Origin of the sequence: Paenibacillus sp. FSL P4-0127 (genome assembly GCF_038007325.1) — a bacterium.
GTDB lineage: Bacteria > Bacillota > Bacilli > Paenibacillales > Paenibacillaceae > Fontibacillus > Fontibacillus macerans.
Genome location: NZ_JBBOWY010000001.1, coordinates 3741985 through 3762408 on the forward strand (window position 1 = coordinate 3741985; position 20424 = coordinate 3762408).

The 20424-nt window shown below is 51.0% G+C and carries 19 protein-coding genes; 14 read left to right on the plus strand and 5 right to left on the minus strand.

What is annotated here, in order from left to right; all coding sequences use genetic code 11:
* The first annotated feature begins 214 nt into the window (after positions 1-214).
* From uxaC to NYE74_RS16885, 8 genes are all read left to right on the plus strand, one after another.
* Positions 215-1642 (plus strand): glucuronate isomerase, encoded by a 1428-nt coding sequence (uxaC, locus tag NYE74_RS16850; protein WP_240751837.1) that lies wholly within the window; start codon positions 215-217, stop codon positions 1640-1642.
* Between the two features lie 171 nt (positions 1643-1813).
* On the plus strand, positions 1814-3208 hold the full coding sequence (locus NYE74_RS16855; protein WP_328271304.1) for an MFS transporter: 1395 nt from the start codon (positions 1814-1816) through the stop codon (positions 3206-3208).
* Positions 3209-3329: 121 nt separating this feature from the next.
* Complete coding sequence (locus tag NYE74_RS16860) at positions 3330-4346, plus strand: LacI family DNA-binding transcriptional regulator (protein ID WP_036622137.1); 1017 nt, start codon at positions 3330-3332, stop codon at positions 4344-4346.
* Between the two features lie 195 nt (positions 4347-4541).
* On the plus strand, positions 4542-6017 hold the full coding sequence (locus NYE74_RS16865) for a tagaturonate reductase (protein WP_082207742.1): 1476 nt from the start codon (positions 4542-4544) through the stop codon (positions 6015-6017).
* 16 nt (positions 6018-6033) lie between these two features.
* A complete protein-coding gene (locus NYE74_RS16870) occupies positions 6034-7524 on the plus strand; it encodes a UxaA family hydrolase (protein WP_036622138.1) in 1491 nt (496 codons plus the stop codon).
* Between the two features lie 78 nt (positions 7525-7602).
* Positions 7603-8850 (plus strand): MFS transporter, encoded by a 1248-nt coding sequence (locus NYE74_RS16875; protein ID WP_341004979.1) that lies wholly within the window; start codon positions 7603-7605, stop codon positions 8848-8850.
* 153 nt (positions 8851-9003) lie between these two features.
* Positions 9004-9690: a ribose-5-phosphate isomerase RpiA gene (gene rpiA / locus NYE74_RS16880; RefSeq protein WP_036622142.1), complete on the plus strand. Its 687-nt coding sequence runs from the start codon at positions 9004-9006 to the stop codon at positions 9688-9690.
* Positions 9675-10106, plus strand: coding sequence for a GNAT family N-acetyltransferase (locus tag NYE74_RS16885; protein WP_036622143.1), 432 nt, complete (start codon positions 9675-9677; stop codon positions 10104-10106). Before rpiA ends, NYE74_RS16885 begins: the two co-directional genes overlap by 16 nt.
* Before the next feature lie 439 nt (positions 10107-10545).
* On the opposite strand, the gene NYE74_RS16890 is transcribed toward NYE74_RS16885, so the two are convergent.
* Together NYE74_RS16890 and NYE74_RS16895 are read right to left on the minus strand one after the other, a co-directional pair.
* Complete coding sequence (locus NYE74_RS16890) at positions 10546-11223, minus strand: tetratricopeptide repeat protein (RefSeq protein ID WP_036622145.1); 678 nt, start codon at positions 11221-11223, stop codon at positions 10546-10548.
* A 101-nt stretch (positions 11224-11324) separates the two neighbouring features.
* The gene (locus tag NYE74_RS16895) at positions 11325-11963 is read right to left on the minus strand and encodes a hypothetical protein (protein WP_341004982.1); all 639 of its coding nucleotides are present in this window, start codon (positions 11961-11963) and stop codon (positions 11325-11327) included.
* Between the two features lie 176 nt (positions 11964-12139).
* Here NYE74_RS16895 and gpmA point away from each other — a divergent pair, with 176 nt between their 5' ends.
* Both gpmA and NYE74_RS16905 read left to right on the plus strand, forming a co-directional pair.
* Positions 12140-12889 carry a 2,3-diphosphoglycerate-dependent phosphoglycerate mutase gene (gene gpmA, locus NYE74_RS16900; RefSeq protein WP_155620357.1) on the plus strand — a complete coding sequence of 250 codons (750 nt, stop codon included), beginning with the start codon at positions 12140-12142 and terminating at the stop codon, positions 12887-12889.
* A 532-nt stretch (positions 12890-13421) separates the two neighbouring features.
* Positions 13422-14315 carry a copper amine oxidase N-terminal domain-containing protein gene (locus NYE74_RS16905; RefSeq protein ID WP_036622147.1) on the plus strand — a complete coding sequence of 298 codons (894 nt, stop codon included), beginning with the start codon at positions 13422-13424 and terminating at the stop codon, positions 14313-14315.
* 117 nt (positions 14316-14432) lie between these two features.
* On the opposite strand, the gene NYE74_RS16910 is transcribed toward NYE74_RS16905, so the two are convergent.
* Complete coding sequence (locus NYE74_RS16910; RefSeq protein WP_036622148.1) at positions 14433-14921, minus strand: GNAT family N-acetyltransferase; 489 nt, start codon at positions 14919-14921, stop codon at positions 14433-14435.
* Positions 14922-15136: 215 nt separating this feature from the next.
* Between NYE74_RS16910 and NYE74_RS16915 the strand changes: the two genes are divergently transcribed.
* Positions 15137-15622 carry a hypothetical protein gene (locus NYE74_RS16915; protein ID WP_328272498.1) on the plus strand — a complete coding sequence of 162 codons (486 nt, stop codon included), beginning with the start codon at positions 15137-15139 and terminating at the stop codon, positions 15620-15622.
* Positions 15623-15997: 375 nt separating this feature from the next.
* Positions 15998-17020, plus strand: a complete 1023-nt coding sequence (locus NYE74_RS16920; protein WP_124332702.1) for a hypothetical protein — start codon at positions 15998-16000, stop codon at positions 17018-17020.
* Positions 17021-17113: 93 nt separating this feature from the next.
* On the opposite strand, the gene NYE74_RS16925 is transcribed toward NYE74_RS16920, so the two are convergent.
* Positions 17114-17626 carry a GNAT family N-acetyltransferase gene (locus tag NYE74_RS16925; protein ID WP_328272499.1) on the minus strand — a complete coding sequence of 171 codons (513 nt, stop codon included), beginning with the start codon at positions 17624-17626 and terminating at the stop codon, positions 17114-17116.
* 377 nt (positions 17627-18003) lie between these two features.
* Between NYE74_RS16925 and rsmD the strand changes: the two genes are divergently transcribed.
* Positions 18004-18573, plus strand: coding sequence for a 16S rRNA (guanine(966)-N(2))-methyltransferase RsmD (gene rsmD / locus NYE74_RS16930; protein WP_036622153.1), 570 nt, complete (start codon positions 18004-18006; stop codon positions 18571-18573).
* A 28-nt stretch (positions 18574-18601) separates the two neighbouring features.
* Positions 18602-19171: a pantetheine-phosphate adenylyltransferase gene (coaD, locus tag NYE74_RS16935; RefSeq protein WP_341004985.1), complete on the plus strand. Its 570-nt coding sequence runs from the start codon at positions 18602-18604 to the stop codon at positions 19169-19171.
* Here coaD and NYE74_RS16940 read toward each other — a convergent pair.
* Positions 19115-20353 (minus strand): nucleoside recognition domain-containing protein, encoded by a 1239-nt coding sequence (locus NYE74_RS16940; protein WP_341004987.1) that lies wholly within the window; start codon positions 20351-20353, stop codon positions 19115-19117. The genes coaD and NYE74_RS16940 overlap by 57 nt on opposite strands.
* Between the last annotated feature and the right edge of the window lie 71 nt (positions 20354-20424).

Sequence of the window (20424 nt, forward strand, 5' to 3'; positions counted from 1 at the left end):
TACGCGAATTCATAGTTCTGTAACAATAGATTGCAAATAAAATCTTGCGCGCGGAAACAAAACGGATACAATATAATGGTAACGTGAACATTTAAGAGTTGAGATGATCATATTGCCGGCAATTATGTGATTTTTTTCTCACCACACCTGCGCGCAGTTGTTTTTTTTGAATTAAATTGTTCACGTTAACAATATCTAATGGGAGGATACGGATGTGGTAAAGAAATTTATGGACGAGAACTTTCTTCTCTCCACCGAAACAGCCGTACGGTTATACCACGATTGGGCCAAGGACATGCCGATTATCGATTACCATTGCCACTTGAGTCCCCAGGAAATTTATGAGAACAAACAGTTTGCCAACATTACCGAGGCCTGGCTTTACGGCGACCATTACAAATGGAGAGTGATGCGCGCAAACGGCGTGGACGAAGCGTGTATCACCGGCGCGGCCAGCGATTACGATAAGTTTTTGGCCTGGGCCCGCACCGTGCCGACCTTGATCGGCAACCCTTTGTATCATTGGACGCATCTGGAGCTGCAGCGCTTTTTCGGGGTATACGAGCTGCTGAGTGAAGAGACGGCTCCGCTGATCTGGGAGAAAGTAAACCGTCAACTGCAAGGCGAAGGGTTCGGCGCTCGGGATTTTATTACGAAATCGAAGGTGGCTGTCGTCTGCACCACGGACGATCCGGCGGATTCGCTGGAATACCATTTCAAGATCCGCGAGCTTGCCGGTTTTGAAACCGCTGTACTGCCAAGTTTCCGTCCGGATAAAGCGCTGGAGATCAAACGCGCGACGTTCCTGCCCTGGATCGAAAAGCTGTCCGGCGTAAGCGGAGAAACGATCGCCGATTACGACCAGTTGCTTAAAGCGCTGGAAGCGCGTATCCGCTTCTTTCATTCGGCCGGGGGCCGGGTATCCGACCACGCGATCGATGTGCTTGCGTATAAGGAAGCGACGCGCGGAGAAGCCGCCGCTATATTTGCCAAGGCGCTCCGCGGGGAAGAGGTTACGGCCGAAGAGGAAGCGATGTACAAATCGCACACCTTGCGCTATATGAGCAAGCTTTATGCGGAGCTCGGCTGGGCGATGCAGCTGCACATTCACGCGCTGCGCAACAATAATACGAGCATGTTTAACCGCCTGGGACCGGATACGGGATACGATTCCATCAATGACGGGGCGATTGCCAAGCCGCTTGCGGATTTGCTCGACGGACTCGAGCGCGAAGGCGCGCTTCCCAAGACGATTCTTTATTCGCTGAATCCGAACGATTACCCGGTTCTCGCCAGTGTGATGGGGAGCTTCCAGGAATCCGGCATTCCCGGAAAAATGCAGCTTGGAACAGCCTGGTGGTTCAACGATCATATCGACGGGATGACCGAGCAGATGAAGACGCTGGCGAATTTGGGCGTATTGTCCGCCTTTGTCGGAATGCTTACAGACTCCCGCAGTTTTCTGTCGTATACTCGGCATGAGTACTTCCGCAGATTGCTGTGCGCGGTGCTCGGAAACTGGGTGGAGCAGGGAGAAGCGCCGGATGATATGAAGCTGCTCGGCAAAATGGTACAAAATATTTGCTATGAAAACGCCAAACGCTATTTTGCTTTTCCGGCCATGGCGACGTTCCCGGGTTAAGGGCGGCGGTTCGAAGCCTTTTGCCGCTATCTTTTGCCCTAATGTGAATACCGCAAAAGAGGGCAAAAGGCTGCGAATAAGTCGCTTAAACCGGAAAATACCGCTGATTGCAAATTTACAAGTGAATATTTTCACAAATATATTTCACACAAATAGAAAGAAGGATAGCATATGGGAGTGGCTGTTGCTGAACAAACAAAAACCCGGAACAACACAGGAAGCCCAAATCAGGGTATTGGATTAAAAGAGAAAATCTCCTACGGTTTGGGCGACTTTGGAAACGGATTCATGTTTGACCTTGGACAATTGTATTTGTTGAAATACTTTACCGACGTCGCGGGAATTTCTTCGCAAGCGGCGGCGGGCATCTTTCTGGTGAGCAAATTGTTCGCCGCTTTTGTTGATCCGATCGTCGGTTCTTCCATCGATTACCGCAAAAAAATCGGTCCCCGGGGCAAATTCAGACCGTTTTTGCTGTATGGAAGCTTCGTGCTTGCCGTGCTGACGGTTCTGACGTTTATTAGCCCGGGATTATCTTCCGGCGGCAATTTGATTTACGCTTACGCTTCTTATATGATCTGGGGCATCGGCTATTCTTTCGTAAATATTCCTTACGGTTCTTTGGGGGCGGCCATTACGCAGGACACCAAAGAACGGGCGTCGCTGTCTTCCTTCCGGCAAGCCGGCTCGCTGGGCGCTTTGTTTGTGACGAGCGTTGTCGTCATGCCGCTGATCGTCCGCTTCCCGAACGAAAAAATCGGGTATCCGGTCGTGATGGGACTGATGTCCGTCATCGGAGTCATTGCCTTCTTCTTTTGCTACCGCGGAACCAAGGAGCGGATCGTAAAACAGACGGCTCCGCAGGAAAAACTGACCTTCATGACGATCGTCCGCACCTTCATCTCCAATAAACCGCTGCTGGTTTTGGTGCTCATGACGATTTTTACGATTTCCGCCTACAACTTGAAATCGGCGATGCTGGTGTATTTCGCGGAATATAACCTGGGCAATGTGGAACTCATGGCTTATATGAACTTCATCATCATCGGTTCTTCTTTTATCGGCGTGCTTTTCCTGCCTAAGCTGGTCGCTAAATTCGGCAAGAAGAAAACGGCTTTGATCGGGATGGCCGTCAGCGTTGCCGCCGATCTGCTGAACTTCTTTATGCCGTCCAATGTGGTGGTTTTTACGGTGCTCGCAAGCATAGCTTTTATCGGCATCAGCATTCCGAACGGCGTAACCTGGGCCTTCGTCTCCGACATTATCGATTACGGGGAATGGGTGTCCGGCGAACGCAAAGAGGGAACGACCTACTCGCTGTTTAACTTCTCGCGGAAGCTGGCGCAGTCGCTGTCCGGATTCCTTTCCGGGATCGGTCTCTGGCTGGTGGGGTATGTCCCCAATGTGGCCCAGAAGGCGGGCACTTTAGTCGGCATCAAGGGACTGCTGCTGCTCTATCCGGCGGTGGCTTTAACGCTGGCGGCGCTGGTCATCGGTTACATGTATAAACTGACGGACAAAAAACACGAGCAGATCGTACAGGAGCTGCAAGCGGCCGGCAAATAAGAAAAATGTGTGAATGTGTTCCCCAAGTCTTATGAGGCGTTTATCTGCTTGCCCGGATTATGCTATTGTTAAAAGAAAATACGGCAAGTACAGGATGCTTGATAAGAGAGGGCTCATTCGTATGACAGTAACGATTAAAGATCTCGCCAAGCTGGCGAACGTATCCCATACAACGGTATCCCGGGCTTTGAACAACAGCCCGTTCATCAAGGAAGAAACGAAACGTAAAATAATGGAACTCGCGGCGCAAATGAACTATACGCCAAACGTCAACGCCAAAAGCCTGGTGATGCAGAGGTCGTACACGATCGGCCTGTTTTTTACCAGTTTAAAAAGAGGGACCTCCTCGAGCTTTTTTGCCGACGCGATGAGCGGCGTCAATCAGGTGATCGATGTCGAATACAATTTGTTTACGCGCGGCATCGAAGATTACGCGGATTATGCCTCGATCCACCGCAAACGGTTTGACGGCATTATCGTGATGAGTCAAAGCGAGTCGGACAACGCGTTTATTTACCATGTGCTGCAGCAGGAGATTCCGCTCGTGGTCCTGAACCGCCAAGTGGCGGATTCGCGGATTATCAATATTTTGTCGGATGACAAGGAAGGGGCGTACGCGGCGGGAAAACATCTGATCGCCGCAGGCCATACGCGCATCGCCATGATCGAAGGAGTCGAGGGATTCAAGTCGACGCAGCAAAGAAGGGAAGGACTGCTGAATGCGCTGATCGACAGCGGCATTCCGATCGTCGGCGATTATTTTGTGCATGGGCGTTATGATATGGAAAGCGGGTTCCAGGCCATGCTGGATTTGCTTAAGCTCGAGCAGCCTCCCACCGCCGTGTTCTGCGCCAATGACGATATGGCGATCGGGGCGATGAAAGCCGCGTTTGAGCGGGGAAAAAGAGTGCCGGAGGACATCTCGGTGATCGGCTTTGACGATATTGAGTTTGCGCAGTTCACCACGCCGTCGCTGACCACCATTAAACGGCCGATCGAAGAGATCAGCGCCGAGGGCGCGCGTAAGCTGCTTCGGCTGATCGACGATCCGTCGGCCGCGGGAGAGACGCTGTTCCTGAAGACGGAGCTGATGCGGCGGAATTCCACCGCTAAGCCGGCTGGGCTGGAGGCGATTTAACTTTAGGTTGGACCGGTTGCTTAGCTGTAACCGGTCGTCCAATCGCCGGCTTATTTTAACGTGTGCATAATTTGTGAACATATTGATGATTCGATTGATTTACTTTAATAGTTTGTTAATATGTTAACGTGTTCAATTATGAATCAATATATATTCGAATGATCTTATAGTCTGATGCGATGGAGGAGTTTTAAGATGAATCGATTAACGCAAGCTATGGCGCCGGGGCGCGCTGTTCGTCCGGCGAAAGTGCTGCAGTTTGGGGAAGGCAACTTTTTGCGGGCTTTTGTCGATTGGCAGATCGATATCATGAACAAGAAAACCGGTTTTAACGGAAACGTAGTAATCGTCCAACCTCTGCCGGCCGGGCTGGCCGAGGCGCTGAACGAGCAGGACGGACTTTATACCGTTTATCTGGAAGGGATGAAGGAGGGACGCCCTGTCCGGGAGCATTCATTGATCGAGTCGGTGGCCCGGGGCATCAATCCCTACAGCGAATACGAGGCTTATGCCAAACTGGCGGAAAATCCCGATCTGCGCTTTATTATCTCCAATACGACGGAGGCGGGGATCGCTTTTGCCCCGGCGGACCGGCTGGAGGATCAGCCGCAATCCAGCTATCCCGGCAAATTGACCGCGTTGTTGCACCGCCGTTACCAATACTTTGGCGGCGACCGGTCCAAAGGCTTCATTATCATTCCTTGCGAACTTATCGACCGCAACGGCGATGAGCTGAAAGCGATCGTGCTGAAGTATGCCGAACTTTGGAACCTGGGCGCCGATTTTGTAAACTGGCTGCATGAAGCCAACACGTTTTGCTGCAGCCTGGTCGACCGGATTGTGCCGGGGTATCCGAAGGAACGGATCGGGGAAATTACGGAAGAGCTGGGGTATGAGGACCGGTTTGTCGTTGTGGGGGAGCAGTTCCATCTGTGGGTGATCGAGGGGCCGCAATGGATCAAGGAGGAATTTCCGGCGGAGCTTGCGGGACTGCAAGTGCTGGTGGTGGACGATATGACTCCGTACCGGACCCGCAAAGTGAGAATACTGAACGGGGCGCATACCGCCTTAACCCCGGTGGCTTACCTTTACGGGCTAGACACGGTGGGCGAAAGCGTCGATCACCCGGTCGTCGGAAAATTCGTAGAGTCGCTGATTTATGACGAAATCATTCCCACCCTGGAGCTGCCGAAGGAGGAACTGCAGTCGTTCGCGGCGGCGGTGCTTGAACGGTTCCGCAATCCTTTTGTCCGCCATTACTTAATGAGCATTGCGCTGAATTCCGTGTCCAAATTCAAAACCCGGGACCTGCCGACATTGCTAACCTATTCCAAAGAGCAGGGGAAATTGCCAAGGAAGCTTACGTTTGCGTTCGCCGCGCTGCTGGCGTTCTACAAAGGAAAACGCGGCGGGGAGCCGATCGAGCTTGCGGACGACCGGGATGTGCTGGATCAATTTGCCGCATTGTGGCGGGTTTGCGACGGTTCCCGTGAAGCCGTCCGGCGTCTTGTGGCCGAGGTTCTTGCCTCGAAGGAACGCTGGGGCATGGATTTGAACGAGGTGAACGGGCTGGCCGGCCAATTGGCGGAAGATTTATATCATATCGAATCGGCAGGTATGGTACGGGCGCTGGAAGATTTGCTTGGGGCATCCGCCGGTGCCGAGCAATGACCGGGAGGGGCTGCGAATGAAAGAGTATATCCGGATTCACGAACGAGACAATGTGGCCGTTGCGCTTCGGGATTACACCCCCGGCGAAACGCTCAGCGTCGACGGGCGCGACATCGAATTGACGGAAGCGATCGGACGGGGGCATAAGGTTGCGCTCACCCCGATTTTTAACGGCGAAAATGTGATCAAATACGGCTATCCGATCGGCCATGCCACACGGGACATCGCCCCCGGCAGCCACGTGCATACGCATAATACGAAAACGAACTTGACGGGCGTGGAGGATTACAGATACACTCCAAAAATCGCGCCCAATCCGTATTCCTTCGAGAATCGAAGCTTTGAGGGGTACAAACGGAAGGACGGCAGCGTAGGCATCCGCAATGAGCTGTGGATCGTGCCGACCGTGGGGTGCGTGAACGGGGTGGCCGACCTGATATTGTCCGCTTTTATCCAGGAAGTCGGCTCGACCCTGCCGTTTGAGAACGCGCTTGTTCTGAAGCACAATTACGGCTGCTCTCAACTTGGCGACGACCATGTCCATACCCGGACGATGCTGGCCGACGCCGTAAAACATCCGAATGCCGGGGGCGTGCTGGTCCTGGGATTAGGCTGCGAAAACAACACGATGAGCGAATTTAAAGAGGCTTTGGGCGATTACGACGCTTCCCGGGTAAAATTTCTTGTCTCGCAAGAAGTGTCCGACGAGGTTGGCGAAGGAGTACGGCTGCTTAAAGAGATTTATGAGGCCGCGCGCGAAGACCGCCGGGAGACCGTTCCGCTGTCCGCGCTTAACATCGGGCTGAAATGCGGGGGTTCCGACGGGCTGTCGGGGATTACGGCCAATCCGCTGCTGGGGCGCCTTTCGGATTATATGGCGGCCCAGGGCGGGACGACGGTGCTGACGGAGGTGCCGGAAATGTTCGGGGCCGAAACGATTTTGATGGAACGCGCCAAGGATGAAGAGGTATTCGGCAAAATCGTGGAACTGATTAATGACTTCAAGCAATATTTTCTCGATTACAAGCAGCCGGTTTACGAAAATCCTTCGCCGGGCAACAAAGCGGGAGGCATTACGACGCTGGAGGATAAATCGCTGGGCTGTACGCAGAAGTCGGGAATTTCTCCGGTCAATGACGTTCTTCGGTACGGCGAACGCCTGAAAACGAAAGGCCTCAATTTACTAAGCGCGCCCGGCAACGACTTGGTTGCGGCTTCGGCGCTGGCGGCTGCGGGATGCCAGCTGGTTCTGTTCACGACCGGCCGCGGCACCCCGTTCGGCACATTTGTGCCGACGGTAAAAGTATCGACCAATTCGGCATTGTATCGCGAAAAACCGCATTGGATCGATTACAATGCCGGCGTTCTGGTTGAGGAAGGGGATCCGGATCGGGTGCTGGACGAATTTCTCGGCTTCATTATCGATATCGCCAGCGGCAGGTTGGTTAATAACGAGAAAAACGGATTTCGGGAGATTGCCATTTTCAAAAACGGAGTAACCCTTTAGCAGGTATAATTTCGCCGTAAATTAATACACTAACCGGGTCGGTTATATACGTTATACGGAAGGACGGCGGATGACCTTATGGTTAGCAAAAAAGGCGATTTGATTGCGTTGGCTTCGATACCGCTCATCATGACGCTGGGAAATTCCATGCTGATCCCGATTTTACCGGAAATTGCCCGTGCGCTCCGCGTCACTTCGTTTCAGGTCAGCATGCTGATTACGGTGTATGCGGTTGTCGCGATTTTGTTGATCCCCGTGGCCGGTTATCTGTCGGATAAATTCGGCCGCAAAGCGATCATCATTCCCAGCCTGATCCTTGCCGGGATCGGCGGCGCCGTGTCGGGCGTTGCCGATTGGTTTGCCGATGGCATCGCCGTGTATTGGCTGATTTTGGCCGGGCGTTTTTTGCAGGGAATCGGAGCCGCGGGGGCCTTTCCGATCGTGCTGCCGCTCGTCGGCGACCTGTTTGAAGACGAGGAGGAGGTTAGCCATAACCTCGGCGTCATCGAAACGTCAAATACGTTCGGCAAGGTGCTCAGCCCGATTCTTGGCGCGCTTTTGGGCGCTTGGATGTGGTACGTGCCGCTGCTGGCGATACCGGTGCTTTGCCTGATTTCGCTGCTGCTTGTCCTGTTTTTGGTCAAGGAACCGAAGGAAAGAGACAACGCGAAGCCGCTGCCCGAGTTTTTGCGCGCGGTCAAGGAAGTGCTCAAGCTGAAGGGGCGGTGGCTGTTTGCCATTTTCGCCATCGGCGGTATCTGCATGTTTTTGCTGTTCGGCGTCCTTTTTTACTTGTCGGAGCAGTTGGAAGTCAAGCACGGGTTGCACGGCGTAATCAAAGGTCTGGTGCTGGCCGTTCCGCTGGCCGCTTTATGCCTCGCCTCGTATTTGACCGGGAAAAAGATCGGGAAAAACAAAATCCTCATGAAGTGGCTGGGAGTGGCGGGGCTGGTGCTCGCTACAGGGGCCCTCTTCGGCATCGGATTTTTCAATAACATTTATTTCGTCATCGCTTGTCTGATCGTTTGCGGCACGGGGATCGGCATGGTGCTCCCCAGCCAGGACGCGCTGATTACCGAAGGCATAGACAAAGAAATGCGCGGCACAATCACTTCCCTCTACAGCAGCATGCGTTTTATCGGGGTGTCGGCCGGACCGCCGGTGATGTCGCTGCTGATGAAGCGGGGGCATATGACGATGTTTTTTGCCATCGCGGGGGTGGCTTTGGCGGGGATGCTGCTGCTTCTGCTGATGGTTAAACCCCATTCGGGGCGCGGCGGAGTCTCCCGGTCCACGAAAGCGCCGCGGCCGCTGCATCAAGGTTAAACTCCATATGGTTCGCGCCTGGACAGCGGAGCGGAAATCGCCTCCGCTGTTCTATTGTGCGGGCTTTTTTGGTATGATTAAAAGCGAGTGTCATGAATGAATGGACAGGTATTACATAGGCGTTAGGGCCATTATTTTTTGGAGGGGAATCATATGAATGCAAAACAGGCGGCGGGGTACCGCGCGGCGGAGTGGGTTAAGGACGGGATGAAGGTAGGGCTTGGAACCGGCTCCACGGCCTACTACGCGATTGAGAAAATCGGCCAAATGGTCGCCGAGGGACTGCGCATCCGCGCTATCGCCACTTCCAACGCTTCGGAGGAGCTCGCCGTAAAATATAATATTCCGCTGCTTCAGGCCGGCGAAGTCGATCGTCTGGACATCGCCATCGACGGGGCGGACGAGGTTGACCCGGGGCTCTCGCTGATCAAAGGCGGCGGCGGCGCGCTGCTGCGCGAAAAGCTGGTCGCCATGAATAGCGAACGGTTTATCGTGATTGCCGACAGCGGGAAAATCGTGCCGCATCTGGGGCAATTCAAGCTGCCGATTGAAATTGTGCCGTTTTGCTATGAATGGACGCTGAAGCAACTCGAAAGACGCTACAGCGTTCCGTTTGAGACGCGGATGCGGGGAGCGGAGCGGTATGTCACCGACAACGGAAACTATATCGTAGACGCCGCGTTCGGCAAAATCGCAAACCCGGCCGTGCTGGCCGAGGAATTAAAAGCGATAACCGGCGTCGTGGATCACGGTTTATTCGTCGGAATTGCCGATACGGTTGTCGTCGGCTACGATGACGGGCATACGGAAATCAAGGAGGCCGCATGTTCAAACCAATAAATTCGCGGGTGGACGAGCCGCAAATCCGCGAGCTGCTGGAATACGCCGTCGTTTTGGAGCCCGATGCGCTGGAGGAGGCGCTAGCGCTGTACCGCTCCGGCGCCGGCCAATTGTACGGTTATGAGGACGAAGGCGAAGTCGTTGGGCTGATCGGTTTTCGGGTCAATGACTCGCGCGTGCTGGAAATCATTCATCTCGTCGTGCGGCCCGAGAACCGGATGCAGGGGTATGGCCGGGGATTGGTGCTGCTGGCTTTGTCTCATGCCAATCCGGAAAGCATCGCCTCGGTCACGGACGAAGAGGGGGCCCAGTTTTTCCGCAGCATCGGCTTTCAAATTACCGGACTTGGCGGCGGCCCTTACGGCGAAGAGCGTTTCCGCTGCGTGTACAATGTGGACGAGGAGAATGAGGATTAATTCTCGGAGAGCAGTTATTTACGGTCTGTGTGGATCAACTGCAAAAGTGCATTCCATTTGAAGGAATTCACCTGCTTTGGGACGATTGAAATGCAAAAATGCATCTGTTTTGGCGCAGTTTGATAAAAAAGACTGTTTTAAACGAAAATGAACTGCAGTTTTGCATTTGATAAACTATTTCCGGGAAATTTGAGTGAAATTGAACGGCACTTTTGCATCTCGTGGAAATGGATCAAGCCCTGGATTCAGTTAAGTTCTTGTATAGGAGTATAGACGGACAAGGTTTTATCCAAGAACTATTACCAAATAAGGACCCAAAGTGCCGCTATTTTGCGTAGGAGGGGGAAAAGCTCAAAAATAACGCCACAAATGACCGCTATTTCGAATATCAAAAAACCGCCGGAGCAGATTCCTCCGGCGGTTTTTCTAATTCGGCCGTTTAGTTCAAAGTGCTTCGTTTAATCAGGCTGCGCAGCGCCCACTTGCGTTCCTGCCGTTTTTTGTATTTCGGCAAGCTGCGGTAAACGGCGATGGATTCATTGAGCGCCTGTCTTGCTTCCTCCTTGCGTCCGAGCGACTGATAAAGGCCGGCGAGCAAATAGTAGGCTTCGCTGGAGGAGGACTGGATTTCCCCGAATTTGGCCGCGTACTCCAGCGCTTTTTGCGGGTCCTTGTCGCGAAAGGCGGAGGCGAGCTGAAGATAGGGCTGTCCGTATTTGACGCGATCATTTAGAGAAAGCGCGCGAAGCATTTGTTCTTCGCCTTCCTCAAGTTGCCCCAGCCCCAATGAAGCCGTACCCAGATCGCTCCAAAACTCGGCTGAGGTTTCCGAGGACGACTTGACATCCTCAAGCAGCCCGAAGGCTTCGCGATATCGTTTTCGTTCCAGCAGCAGACGGGCAAGCTCGCGTTTGGAAGAAACGTCAAAAGGGCTTAGCGCAAGCTGCTGCCGCAAACGGGAGATGCTGCGTAAACGTTTGAATGGCTTTGTTACGCTGGGGAAAATGCCGATAAACCGCCGGTCCAGGAAATAGAAAATGAGGAGCAAAATCACGATGGCGACAATCGGACTTCCGGTCAACCAGGTTAAGGCAAAAAACAGAATAAACTTGCTCATAAGCGTCCTCCAACAAATGAATTAATTCCCATTATAACATAGGGCGGGAGAGCGCGAAAAAGAACAAGCCGTCCGCACCGGACGGCTTGTTCTTTTTGAAATTACTGAAATCCGCGCATATGGCCGCCGGAAGCCGTCGAGGCGGAGCCGGAGCCGGATGCTCCGGACGCAGCGCTGCCAATGCCGCTGCCGGAAGCAGAGGAGATTCCGCTGCCGCTGCCGGACGCCCCAGACATGCTGCTGCCGATTCCGCTGCCGGACGCTCCGGATGCAGCGCTGCCCCATGCTCCGCTGCCGATCCCGGAAGCAGAGGAAATGCCGCTGCTGAAGCCGGAAGAACCGGAAATCGAATGGCTGATGCCGGAAGCGCCGAAGCTTCCTACGCTTCCCGGATTGTAGCCGGATGCTCCGATATGCTGAACGCCGTACGAGCTTTGCCCGATTCCGGCTTGGCCGAAGTTTGCGCCAGCGTTCATCGAGTGAATGCTGTTTTCCAACTGGCTGCAGATTTGGGCTACGCGCTGATAGGACTGCACCGCCGTTTGATGGCCCTGAAGCGCGTTTTGGATCGATTGCGACGCTCTGCGCTCGCGCTGCGCCAGCTCTTCAAGCTGCATCGCATTATGCTGCTCCTGCTGCAGCATTTGCTGATACATCATCGTAGCTTGGCGCGTTTGCTGCTCCAATTGGCGCATCGTTTGCTCGATTTCGCGAAGCTGTTGACTTACATTGCTGTACATAAAATGAGAATCCTCCTCTAAAAGATATAGGTTGGTGATTGAACCAAAGTTAGGTTGCCCTGGTCGTGCAGCGATATGCATACCGAGGCCGAATGGACGCAGTCCGCAAAAATTTGCAACTGTGCGGAAAGGAGAGTATGTTTGAAGCAGAGAAAGGAAAAAGGAGGGGAAAGTACATGCATCAACTAGTGCTTGTTAGACACGGTGAAAGCGAATGGAATAAATCCAATTTGTTTACCGGCTGGACCGATGTCGATCTATCTGAAAAAGGCGTTATGGAAGCGAAGGAAGCAGGGCAGCTGCTGAAACGGGAGAAATTCGAATTTGACATTGGGTTTACCTCTTATTTGAAACGTGCCATAAAAACGTTGGACTATATCCTCGATGAAATGAACCTGCTCTGGATTCCGATCCACAAAACTTGGCACCTCAACGAGCGGCATTACGGCGCCCTTCAGGGCTTAAGCAAAGAGACGACCGCCCGCCAATATGGCGAGGAACAGGTGATGAAATGGCGGCGCAGCTATGATGTTCTCCCTCCGGCTCTCACCGCCGAAGATGAGCGAAATCCGCGCAATGACCCCAAATACCGCGACGTTCCAGAGCGATTCCTCCCGTTAACCGAAAGTTTGAAGGAGACGGGCATTCGGGTCGAGGACTACTGGGAAAAGGAAATCGTACCCCAAATTAAATCCGGTAAAAAAGTCATCATTGCGGCCCACGGCAACAGCTTGCGAGCGCTCATCAAATATTTGGAGAATATCAGCAACGAAGCGATCGTCGATGTCAATATTCCAACCGGAACACCGCTTGTTTATTCCCTTGACGAGCATTTAAAACCCGTCGAAAAACATTATCTCGGAAGCGAAGGCCGTACTTCGACCAAAATAGAAAAAGCGGCCAATCCCGACCGGATTCTTGAATAACAGCCTTGCCTTATCGTACTTAAAGGGTCCCGCCTTTAAGTACGATTTTTTTTATGGACCGATCACGAGAAGGGTGTAAAAATAGACTAGGCTGCCATTTTGCGCACGATCGGCTTTGAATAGGACATTTTCATTGATTTATTAGTCCAAATTCAATATTCGGCGATTTACATAAAATAAATTAGCTCTTGTTCGAAGGGAGGAGCACCCTATGAGACGTCATCATAAAAAGGTTATTGTTGTGATTCTCAAACCCGGGCAAACGGCAGTAGTTAAATGCGAAAAGCACAAAAAGCATCACTACTAGGAGTACCTTACTGTGGTGGGCCTTATAGTTGTTAGATAAGGTTCACCACTTCCAAAGGGCTGTTTGGTTGAAGTCAATACATAATTGAAAGCCGCTCGTACCTTGAGCGGTTTGTTTGTTTGTTTTGCCGGATAAAGCGCGGCTAACTGAAATGGGAGTTTATATGAATTGTAGGAAAATAGCGATTGGATTATAATTGAGGGAATATGAATTGGAGATGACTATATGATTTTAAGAAAAAGAATGATTTTACTCTTGATGTCTATTACGATGGGGTTTGGTTTCGCCGTATCTTTAGCTTCCGCCGCTAAGGTCAATGTAACCGTTCAGGTTGACGGGAAGACGGTCTCTTTTCCGGATGCCCAGCCATACTATGAAGATAACCGGGTGATGATCCCTTTACGGTTTGTCAGCGAGGCGCTTGGAGCGGAGGTAGGGTTTAAGAAAACCGTGTCCGGATCTATCATGAATCAGACGGTCATTACCTCTTTAGGGGACAAAAAGATGAGCATGAATATTAACAGCACGCAAGTTGTAGTCGGAGAAACCGTCGTAACATTGGATGTTCCCGCCCGGCTGCAGCATGAGCGCACTTACGTGCCGCTTCGGTTTGTTAGCGAAGCGCTCGGGGCAAAAGTCGATTGGGATCAAAGCAAGAAGCTTGTTAGCGTCAGTACCGGGAAAGAAGTGACCGATCCGGACCCTGTACCGGAAGGGAACAACAAATATAATGATGATTTTGCATGGGATGAAGGTTCTACAAAATTAGCTAAAACGCTGTTTACAGATAATATGAAAGTAACCAACGGCAAGCTGACTTTTACTTTGCCGAAGGAAGCGGCCGCCGTCTATTCAACGCCCAAAGGAGCTAAGACAAATTTGATCCCTGGAAAAACCTATACGTATCCGATTGGAGAGGGCCAAGGCTCCATATCCATATCTCAAGTTTACCCGGGCAGCGACAAGCAGGAGGCTTACGTTGTATTTCTCAATAGTAAAGACGACGAGGATCTGGGAAAGCTGTTCGGACGATACGATGACGCCATCGTTATTGTCGGCGGCAATAATTCCGGCGCCCCGCTTTCCGAAGTTCAAAAGTCGGCGCAGGAACTGAAATAAATAATTGCCCGTTCCGGTCAATTTTGAAATTTTGCGGCAACAAAAAGCGGAAAACTAAGATGTGAAATATGTCTTGGTTTTCCGCTACATGATTAAACTAATATTTTCTTTAGTTCATTAACTGCTTGTTAGTTTCAACTCCATAAACACATCTGCTCTTACATATGGCATTGGCCCGATTTGCTCGATTGGAACATGTTTGAACCCCACCGATTCATAAAGATGAACGGCGTTTGGCAGCTTGGTGCTACTGCCCAAAAAGAGAGATTCTGCGCCAAGATCTCGTGCACGGTTAATAGCGGCCTGGACTATCTTCCGTCCGTATCCGTGTCCTCTCGACTCGGGTTTCACGCTCATCTTCGAGAGCTCGAACACCCCAGCTCCGCTCGGCACAAGTGCAACGCAACCTACGATCGAATCTCCTGCACGCGCAATAAGTACATCCCCACCTATGTTTACGATGTTCTCTACCGGATTATCTAGGATAACTTGGTCCGCATCTTCGATGGCGAAGACGCGGGTGATCCATTCTTCGTTAAGTGTTTTGAATGCACGAGCTTCATCGGGAGTCTTCAGTGAAGTGATTGTAAGCACTGGTTCAAACATGATAGTTTCCTCCTCTTGTATAGTTATTACCACTGTAGAAAAAAGCGAACGATTGATCAATGTCGATATTTATATTATTGGCATTGATAATATCTATGATCGAATGTAGGCAACGACGATATTTGCGGATTTAGTCATCAATTCAATTGAAAACAAGTAGAGATTGAAGAACGCTTCTGGTACAATATCCTCATAAAGTTGAAGGAGCGGAACTTATGGAAAATGATTTAACTGAACTGTTGCGGTCCGTTATCAAAGAAGAATTGGCTCCAATGAATGAGCGCCTTGATAAGATTGAAGCTGAACAGAAAGAAATGAAACAGGACGTACAAGGAGTCAAACAGGACGTACAAGGAATCAAACAGGACGTACAAGGAATCAAACAGGAAGTTCAAGGAATGAAACAGGACGTTCAAGGAGTCAAACAGGAAGTTCAAGGAATGAAACAGGAAGTTCAAGGAATGAAACTGGAAGTTCAAGGAGTCAAACAGGACGTTCAAGGAATCACACAAGACATTCAAAAAATCAATCAGGACATTCGAGAAATCAAAGAGGATCAACATTTAATTAAACGTGCAGTGTTGGACACCAACGAACGAGTGATGAAAATGGAATCCGTCCTGGAGAACCAGCATAAAATCATTGAACTGCTCTCTACTCGCTCTATCCAGCAGGAAGCAGAACTGAAAAGAATCAAGTAAATCAATCCGATGCGGCGGCAGCGGATTTTCTTTTTTACTGGTGATTTCTTCCGGCTGGAATTAGTGAAAGCGCGATCCGAAGAAGGATGAACTCTTCGTTTGTAAGATTGAAAAGAGGCCAATATTGAACTTGGAATTCTCTCTGCATATTAATGACTGGTGGAGTTGACGCTGAAAACCGGGTTTATCGTTTTTTATGGGAAGAGGGACGGCCCGCTGGGATCAACTGCAAAAGCTTTTGCATTTCGTGGGATATCCCCTCTTCCTAGTAGCCCGTACGTGAAAACCAACTCAACACAAACTAGAACTAGTCCTAAAATTTGGAATTTAATTGCCGATAATTAACATATATCCGTATTGGGGGAGTGATGTTTTTTGATGATTAGGAGAAAGTGTATTTCTGGATTGATGGTTGTCTTTTATCTGTTGTTTTCCATTGTGACACCCGTCTCAGCAGAGGGTTCTAAAAGTTCATCCTTAGCGTTTTCGATTCCAGCAAATACTTTTTGTGATCAGTCACATACCTTAGAGCTATCACTGAACATAACAAATCTAAACCGTTCAAGCTCTAGCGTAAAATTAGAGCTAAACCGTTACGATGGAAGTTCATTTGCGGAGGCAGGCTCCTCATATAATGGAGTTTCTTCCAGCCTTGTTCCAGGTGTGGATGTAACTTTATCCCCACTTGAAACAGCGACCTATCACGTCTCTTTTGGGGGTAAATTATCGAATTGCGAGGACAGACCTTTTTCCGGTGCATTTGTTGCTGGGGGTGACGATGCAACGTTCGTTGCATCAGGGTTTGTATTTGGTTCGCTTGGGAGTGTTCCGATCATAATCAATAATGGATCTCCGTGGCAGTACGATGGGGGCGATGGTGAAAATGGCGATACTCCTATAAACAATCCGATAAATACTCCTATTGATGTTTGCAGTGTAGAAAATAACGATTCATTAATCCATGCAATGACTTCGAATAGCGATCAGTATGGGGTTGCTGCGGCAAGCAGCTATGACACATATTATGATACGCAGCCGTTCCATGCTTTCGACAACAGTTGTTTTCCTTGGGAATCCGCAAATGGTGAAAAGTCAGGTTGGATTCAATACGAGTTTTTTGATGCAAAAGTAGTTAATAAATACTCGATTCGTATGAAACAAAATGATCCAAATCACGGCTTTGTACAATCACCGAACTCTTGGTTTTTTGAAGCATATGATGGTCAAGAATGGGTAGTGTTAGATACTCAGAGCAATGTTACGGACTGGAACCCGGATATCACCAAAGAGTTTTCGTTCCAGAACGCAACCCCGTATAATAAATATAGACTTAGAATAACCGCCAATAATGGAGGGAACTTGGTTAATATAAGCGAAATTGGCATGATGGGTTATTAGTATACATTTAAAAGCACCTTCGGGTGCTTTTTCTTTTGAGAAAGGCCCCGATCTGAATACAGGTGCATCAAGGGGCTTTCATTTAAGGAAAAGTTACTTGTAAAAGTAAGAAGAGTGGTATAAACCTGTCGGTTCATAAAATTCGTCATGCGAATACTTGAAACCTAACTTCAATAACATTTTTTTAGAAGCTTCGTTATTGGGGTTATGGCCTGCAAATAAGTTATCAACTTTCTTTATATCGAAGGCATATTGAATAACAGCATTTACGGATTCTGTTGCATAGCCGCTCCCCCAATGACTACTTTTAAGATGTATTCCAATCTCGTAAATATTTTTTTCTATGTCGTACGGGCGCAGACCACAACAACCAATGAATTCTTTGTTTGTTAGACTGAAAAGAGGCCAATATTGAACTTGGAATTCCTTCTGCGTATTTATTTCCTTATTCAATCTATCTTTAACTTGTTCGAGTGAAAACAAGCCATTTGCAGAAATGTATCTTGTGACAGCTGGATCTCCCCATAGTGTATATGCCAAGTCAATGTCACTATTGTCCCAGTGGGAAAAAGCTATGCGGGAAGTTTTTAAAAAGTACTTTCTCATAACCAATTACCTTCTTCCATCTATTTCTTTCTTTAGACTAACATAAAATCTCGAAAAATGAATGTGTTTCATTCTGCGAAAGTCGAGTTATAAAATGGGGAGTTTTTCTGCCGTGATCATAAAAAAATCGGGGCCCCCTTGCGAGGGCCCCATCATGGGAGAGGAGAAACCGGACGAAGAGCTTATGGGGAAACGTAAGTCTTCTCCGCGGTTGTCTACGACATTTGGTGATGTCGATACTACAATTGTGTCCGGGAAGTACGATTATATACCTCTCACGAAGAAAAAAATTATGATCTATTGATTTTTCAATCCGCGGCGGATTGTGGTACGATATCGACAGGAATTTTCAGGCATACATAAGGGTGTGAATATTCATGAGAGTCATTTCGGGCAGCGCCCGGGGCCGGGCGCTTAAGGCGGTTCCCGGGATGGGGACGCGGCCCACGACGGATAAAGTGAAGGAAGCGGTGTTCAGCATCATCGGTCCTTACTTTGAAGGAGGAGCGGCGTTGGATCTGTTTGCCGGCACAGGTGGCCTCGGCATCGAAGCGCTGAGCCGCGGCATGGACAAGGCCGTATTTATCGACAAAGAGTACAAAAGCATTGAAACCGTCCGCGCCAATTTGCAGGCAACCGGGCTGACGGAGCGGGCCGAGGTGTACAAAAACGATGCGGAAAGAGCGCTGAAAGCTTTGGCCAAACGCGAAGCCGCCTTTGATCTGGTATTTCTGGACCCGCCTTACCGGCTAAAGCACGGAGATAAGCTGATGGAGCAAATGGACGAGCTTAAGCTGCTGAAGGAAGGGGCTACGATCGTTCTGGAGTACGAATCCTCCTACGCGTATCCGGAACGGTTCGGAAACTTTACGCAGCGCCGCAAGGCGGAATACGGGGAAACGGCCGTATCCGTTTATGATTACGAACGAGAAACCAGCGCGGTCTAACCGCTAAGATTGGAGAGGAACAAAAGGCATGAAAGAACCAGGAAATAATCATCCGCGAATCGCCGTTTATCCGGGCAGCTTCGATCCGGTAACCAAAGGGCATATGGACATCATTCAACGGGCTTCGCGCCAATTCGACAAGCTGATTGTGGCGGTGCTGAACAATTTAAGCAAAAACCCGTTGTTTACGGTAGAAGAACGAAAACAACTGTTGACCGAGGCCACCGGACATTTGCCGAACGTGGAGATCGACAGTTTCCGCGACCTGCTCGTCAACTATATGAGCCTCAAGCAGGCTCACGTCATCGTGCGCGGCATCCGCTCCGTCACCGATTTCGAATACGAACTCCAGCTCGCGTCAACCAATCACAAGCTGAACAGCGACGTGGAGACGATTTTTATGATGACGAACCCGAAATACTCTTATTTAAGCTCCAGCATTGTCAAGGAGATCGCCAGCTTTCACGGGGACGTCAGCGACCTTGTGCCGCCGCAAGTAGAACTGGCGCTGCAACATAAATTCCGGCCGGACGGGCAAAAATTAACGTTCGCTCCGGCGGCTCCATACGAGCGCAATGGTAGCGAATCCGAGCGTTAACAGCGCCAGCATCCATAGCTGCCATCCCATCACCCCGAACGCTTGCTGCCAGGTCGGCAGCCAGGCCGCCGGGGTGTCGTGTCCTGTGCCGGTTTGTCCTTCCTGGGCAAAGGCAAAGGCGGGAAAGGCGCCGGGCAGCCAACCGTTAAGCGGCTTCCACAGCAGCAGCGTAATGGCGTACGCATAAGCTCCATGCAGCAGGCGGTTCAGCAGGAAAAAACGTTCGCGAATTCCGGCCGGCCCGAGAATCGCCCGGACCTGAAGGTAGGCGCATAAACCGCTCCAACCGAGGGCGGCGCCCAGCAGGGCGGTGAATACCACCGGCGGCAGCGCCGGGGAAGACAGCCGGGACATGGCGTACGAGCCGAGGTGAACCTCCAGCAGACTTTTGACGGTGACGGAAAAAAAAGTTCCCGGCAAAGCCAGGAGTATGACATGAATCAGGATCGAAAAAATAAGCATGTAGCCGCCGGTGATCATCAGCGTTTGCACGCCGGAAGTCACGGTATCGCCCAGCAGCTTGCCGAGGCTGCGGCCGTCCTCCTGGCGGGCACGCTCCATATTGCGGAGCGCCTGGCGAAGCCGGGACGAGCGGCGCCGGCTGCCGCTGTGCGAAGCGGACGGTTCCGCGGCGTTCCGGGCCGGGGGACGATCCCGCCAAAGAACATGCAGCGTGACCCCGGCGGCCAGTCCGGCGGCCCAGTGCACGGCGAGCAGAAGCAAGCCGAATTCGGGGCGGCCGAAAAAACCGGCGCCGATGACGATCACCAGCAGCATCGGGCTGCAAAAATGGGCCGCACCGGCGATTCGTTCCGCTTCGTTTGCGGAGATTTTGCCCTGCTTGAATAAAGTTGCCGCCGTATCGGCGGCGGCCGGAAAGCCGGCGGTCATGCCAAGCGGCAGCACCCAGCCGAAGGAGCCGGGAAGACCGAGCAGCCTGCGCGTAAAAGGTTCAAGCAGCGTGCCGATGCCATGGGCGAATCCGCCGGCGAGGAGCATTTGCGATAACATCACGAACGGGAGCAAAGCGGGAAAAACGATGTGCCACCAGATAGAAAGTCCCTGTCCGGAGGCTTTAAACGCTTCGCCCGGAGCATATACGACGCACACGACAAGCAGAACGGCCAGCAGCCCCGTGAAAGCGGTGGAAGCTCGGCTGCCGGCGAAGCTTTTTAAGTTCATTCGGATTCACCTTCTTCATAAGTAGATCATATAGTACATGCTATGCAGCAGCCGTGAAATGCAGACTAGCC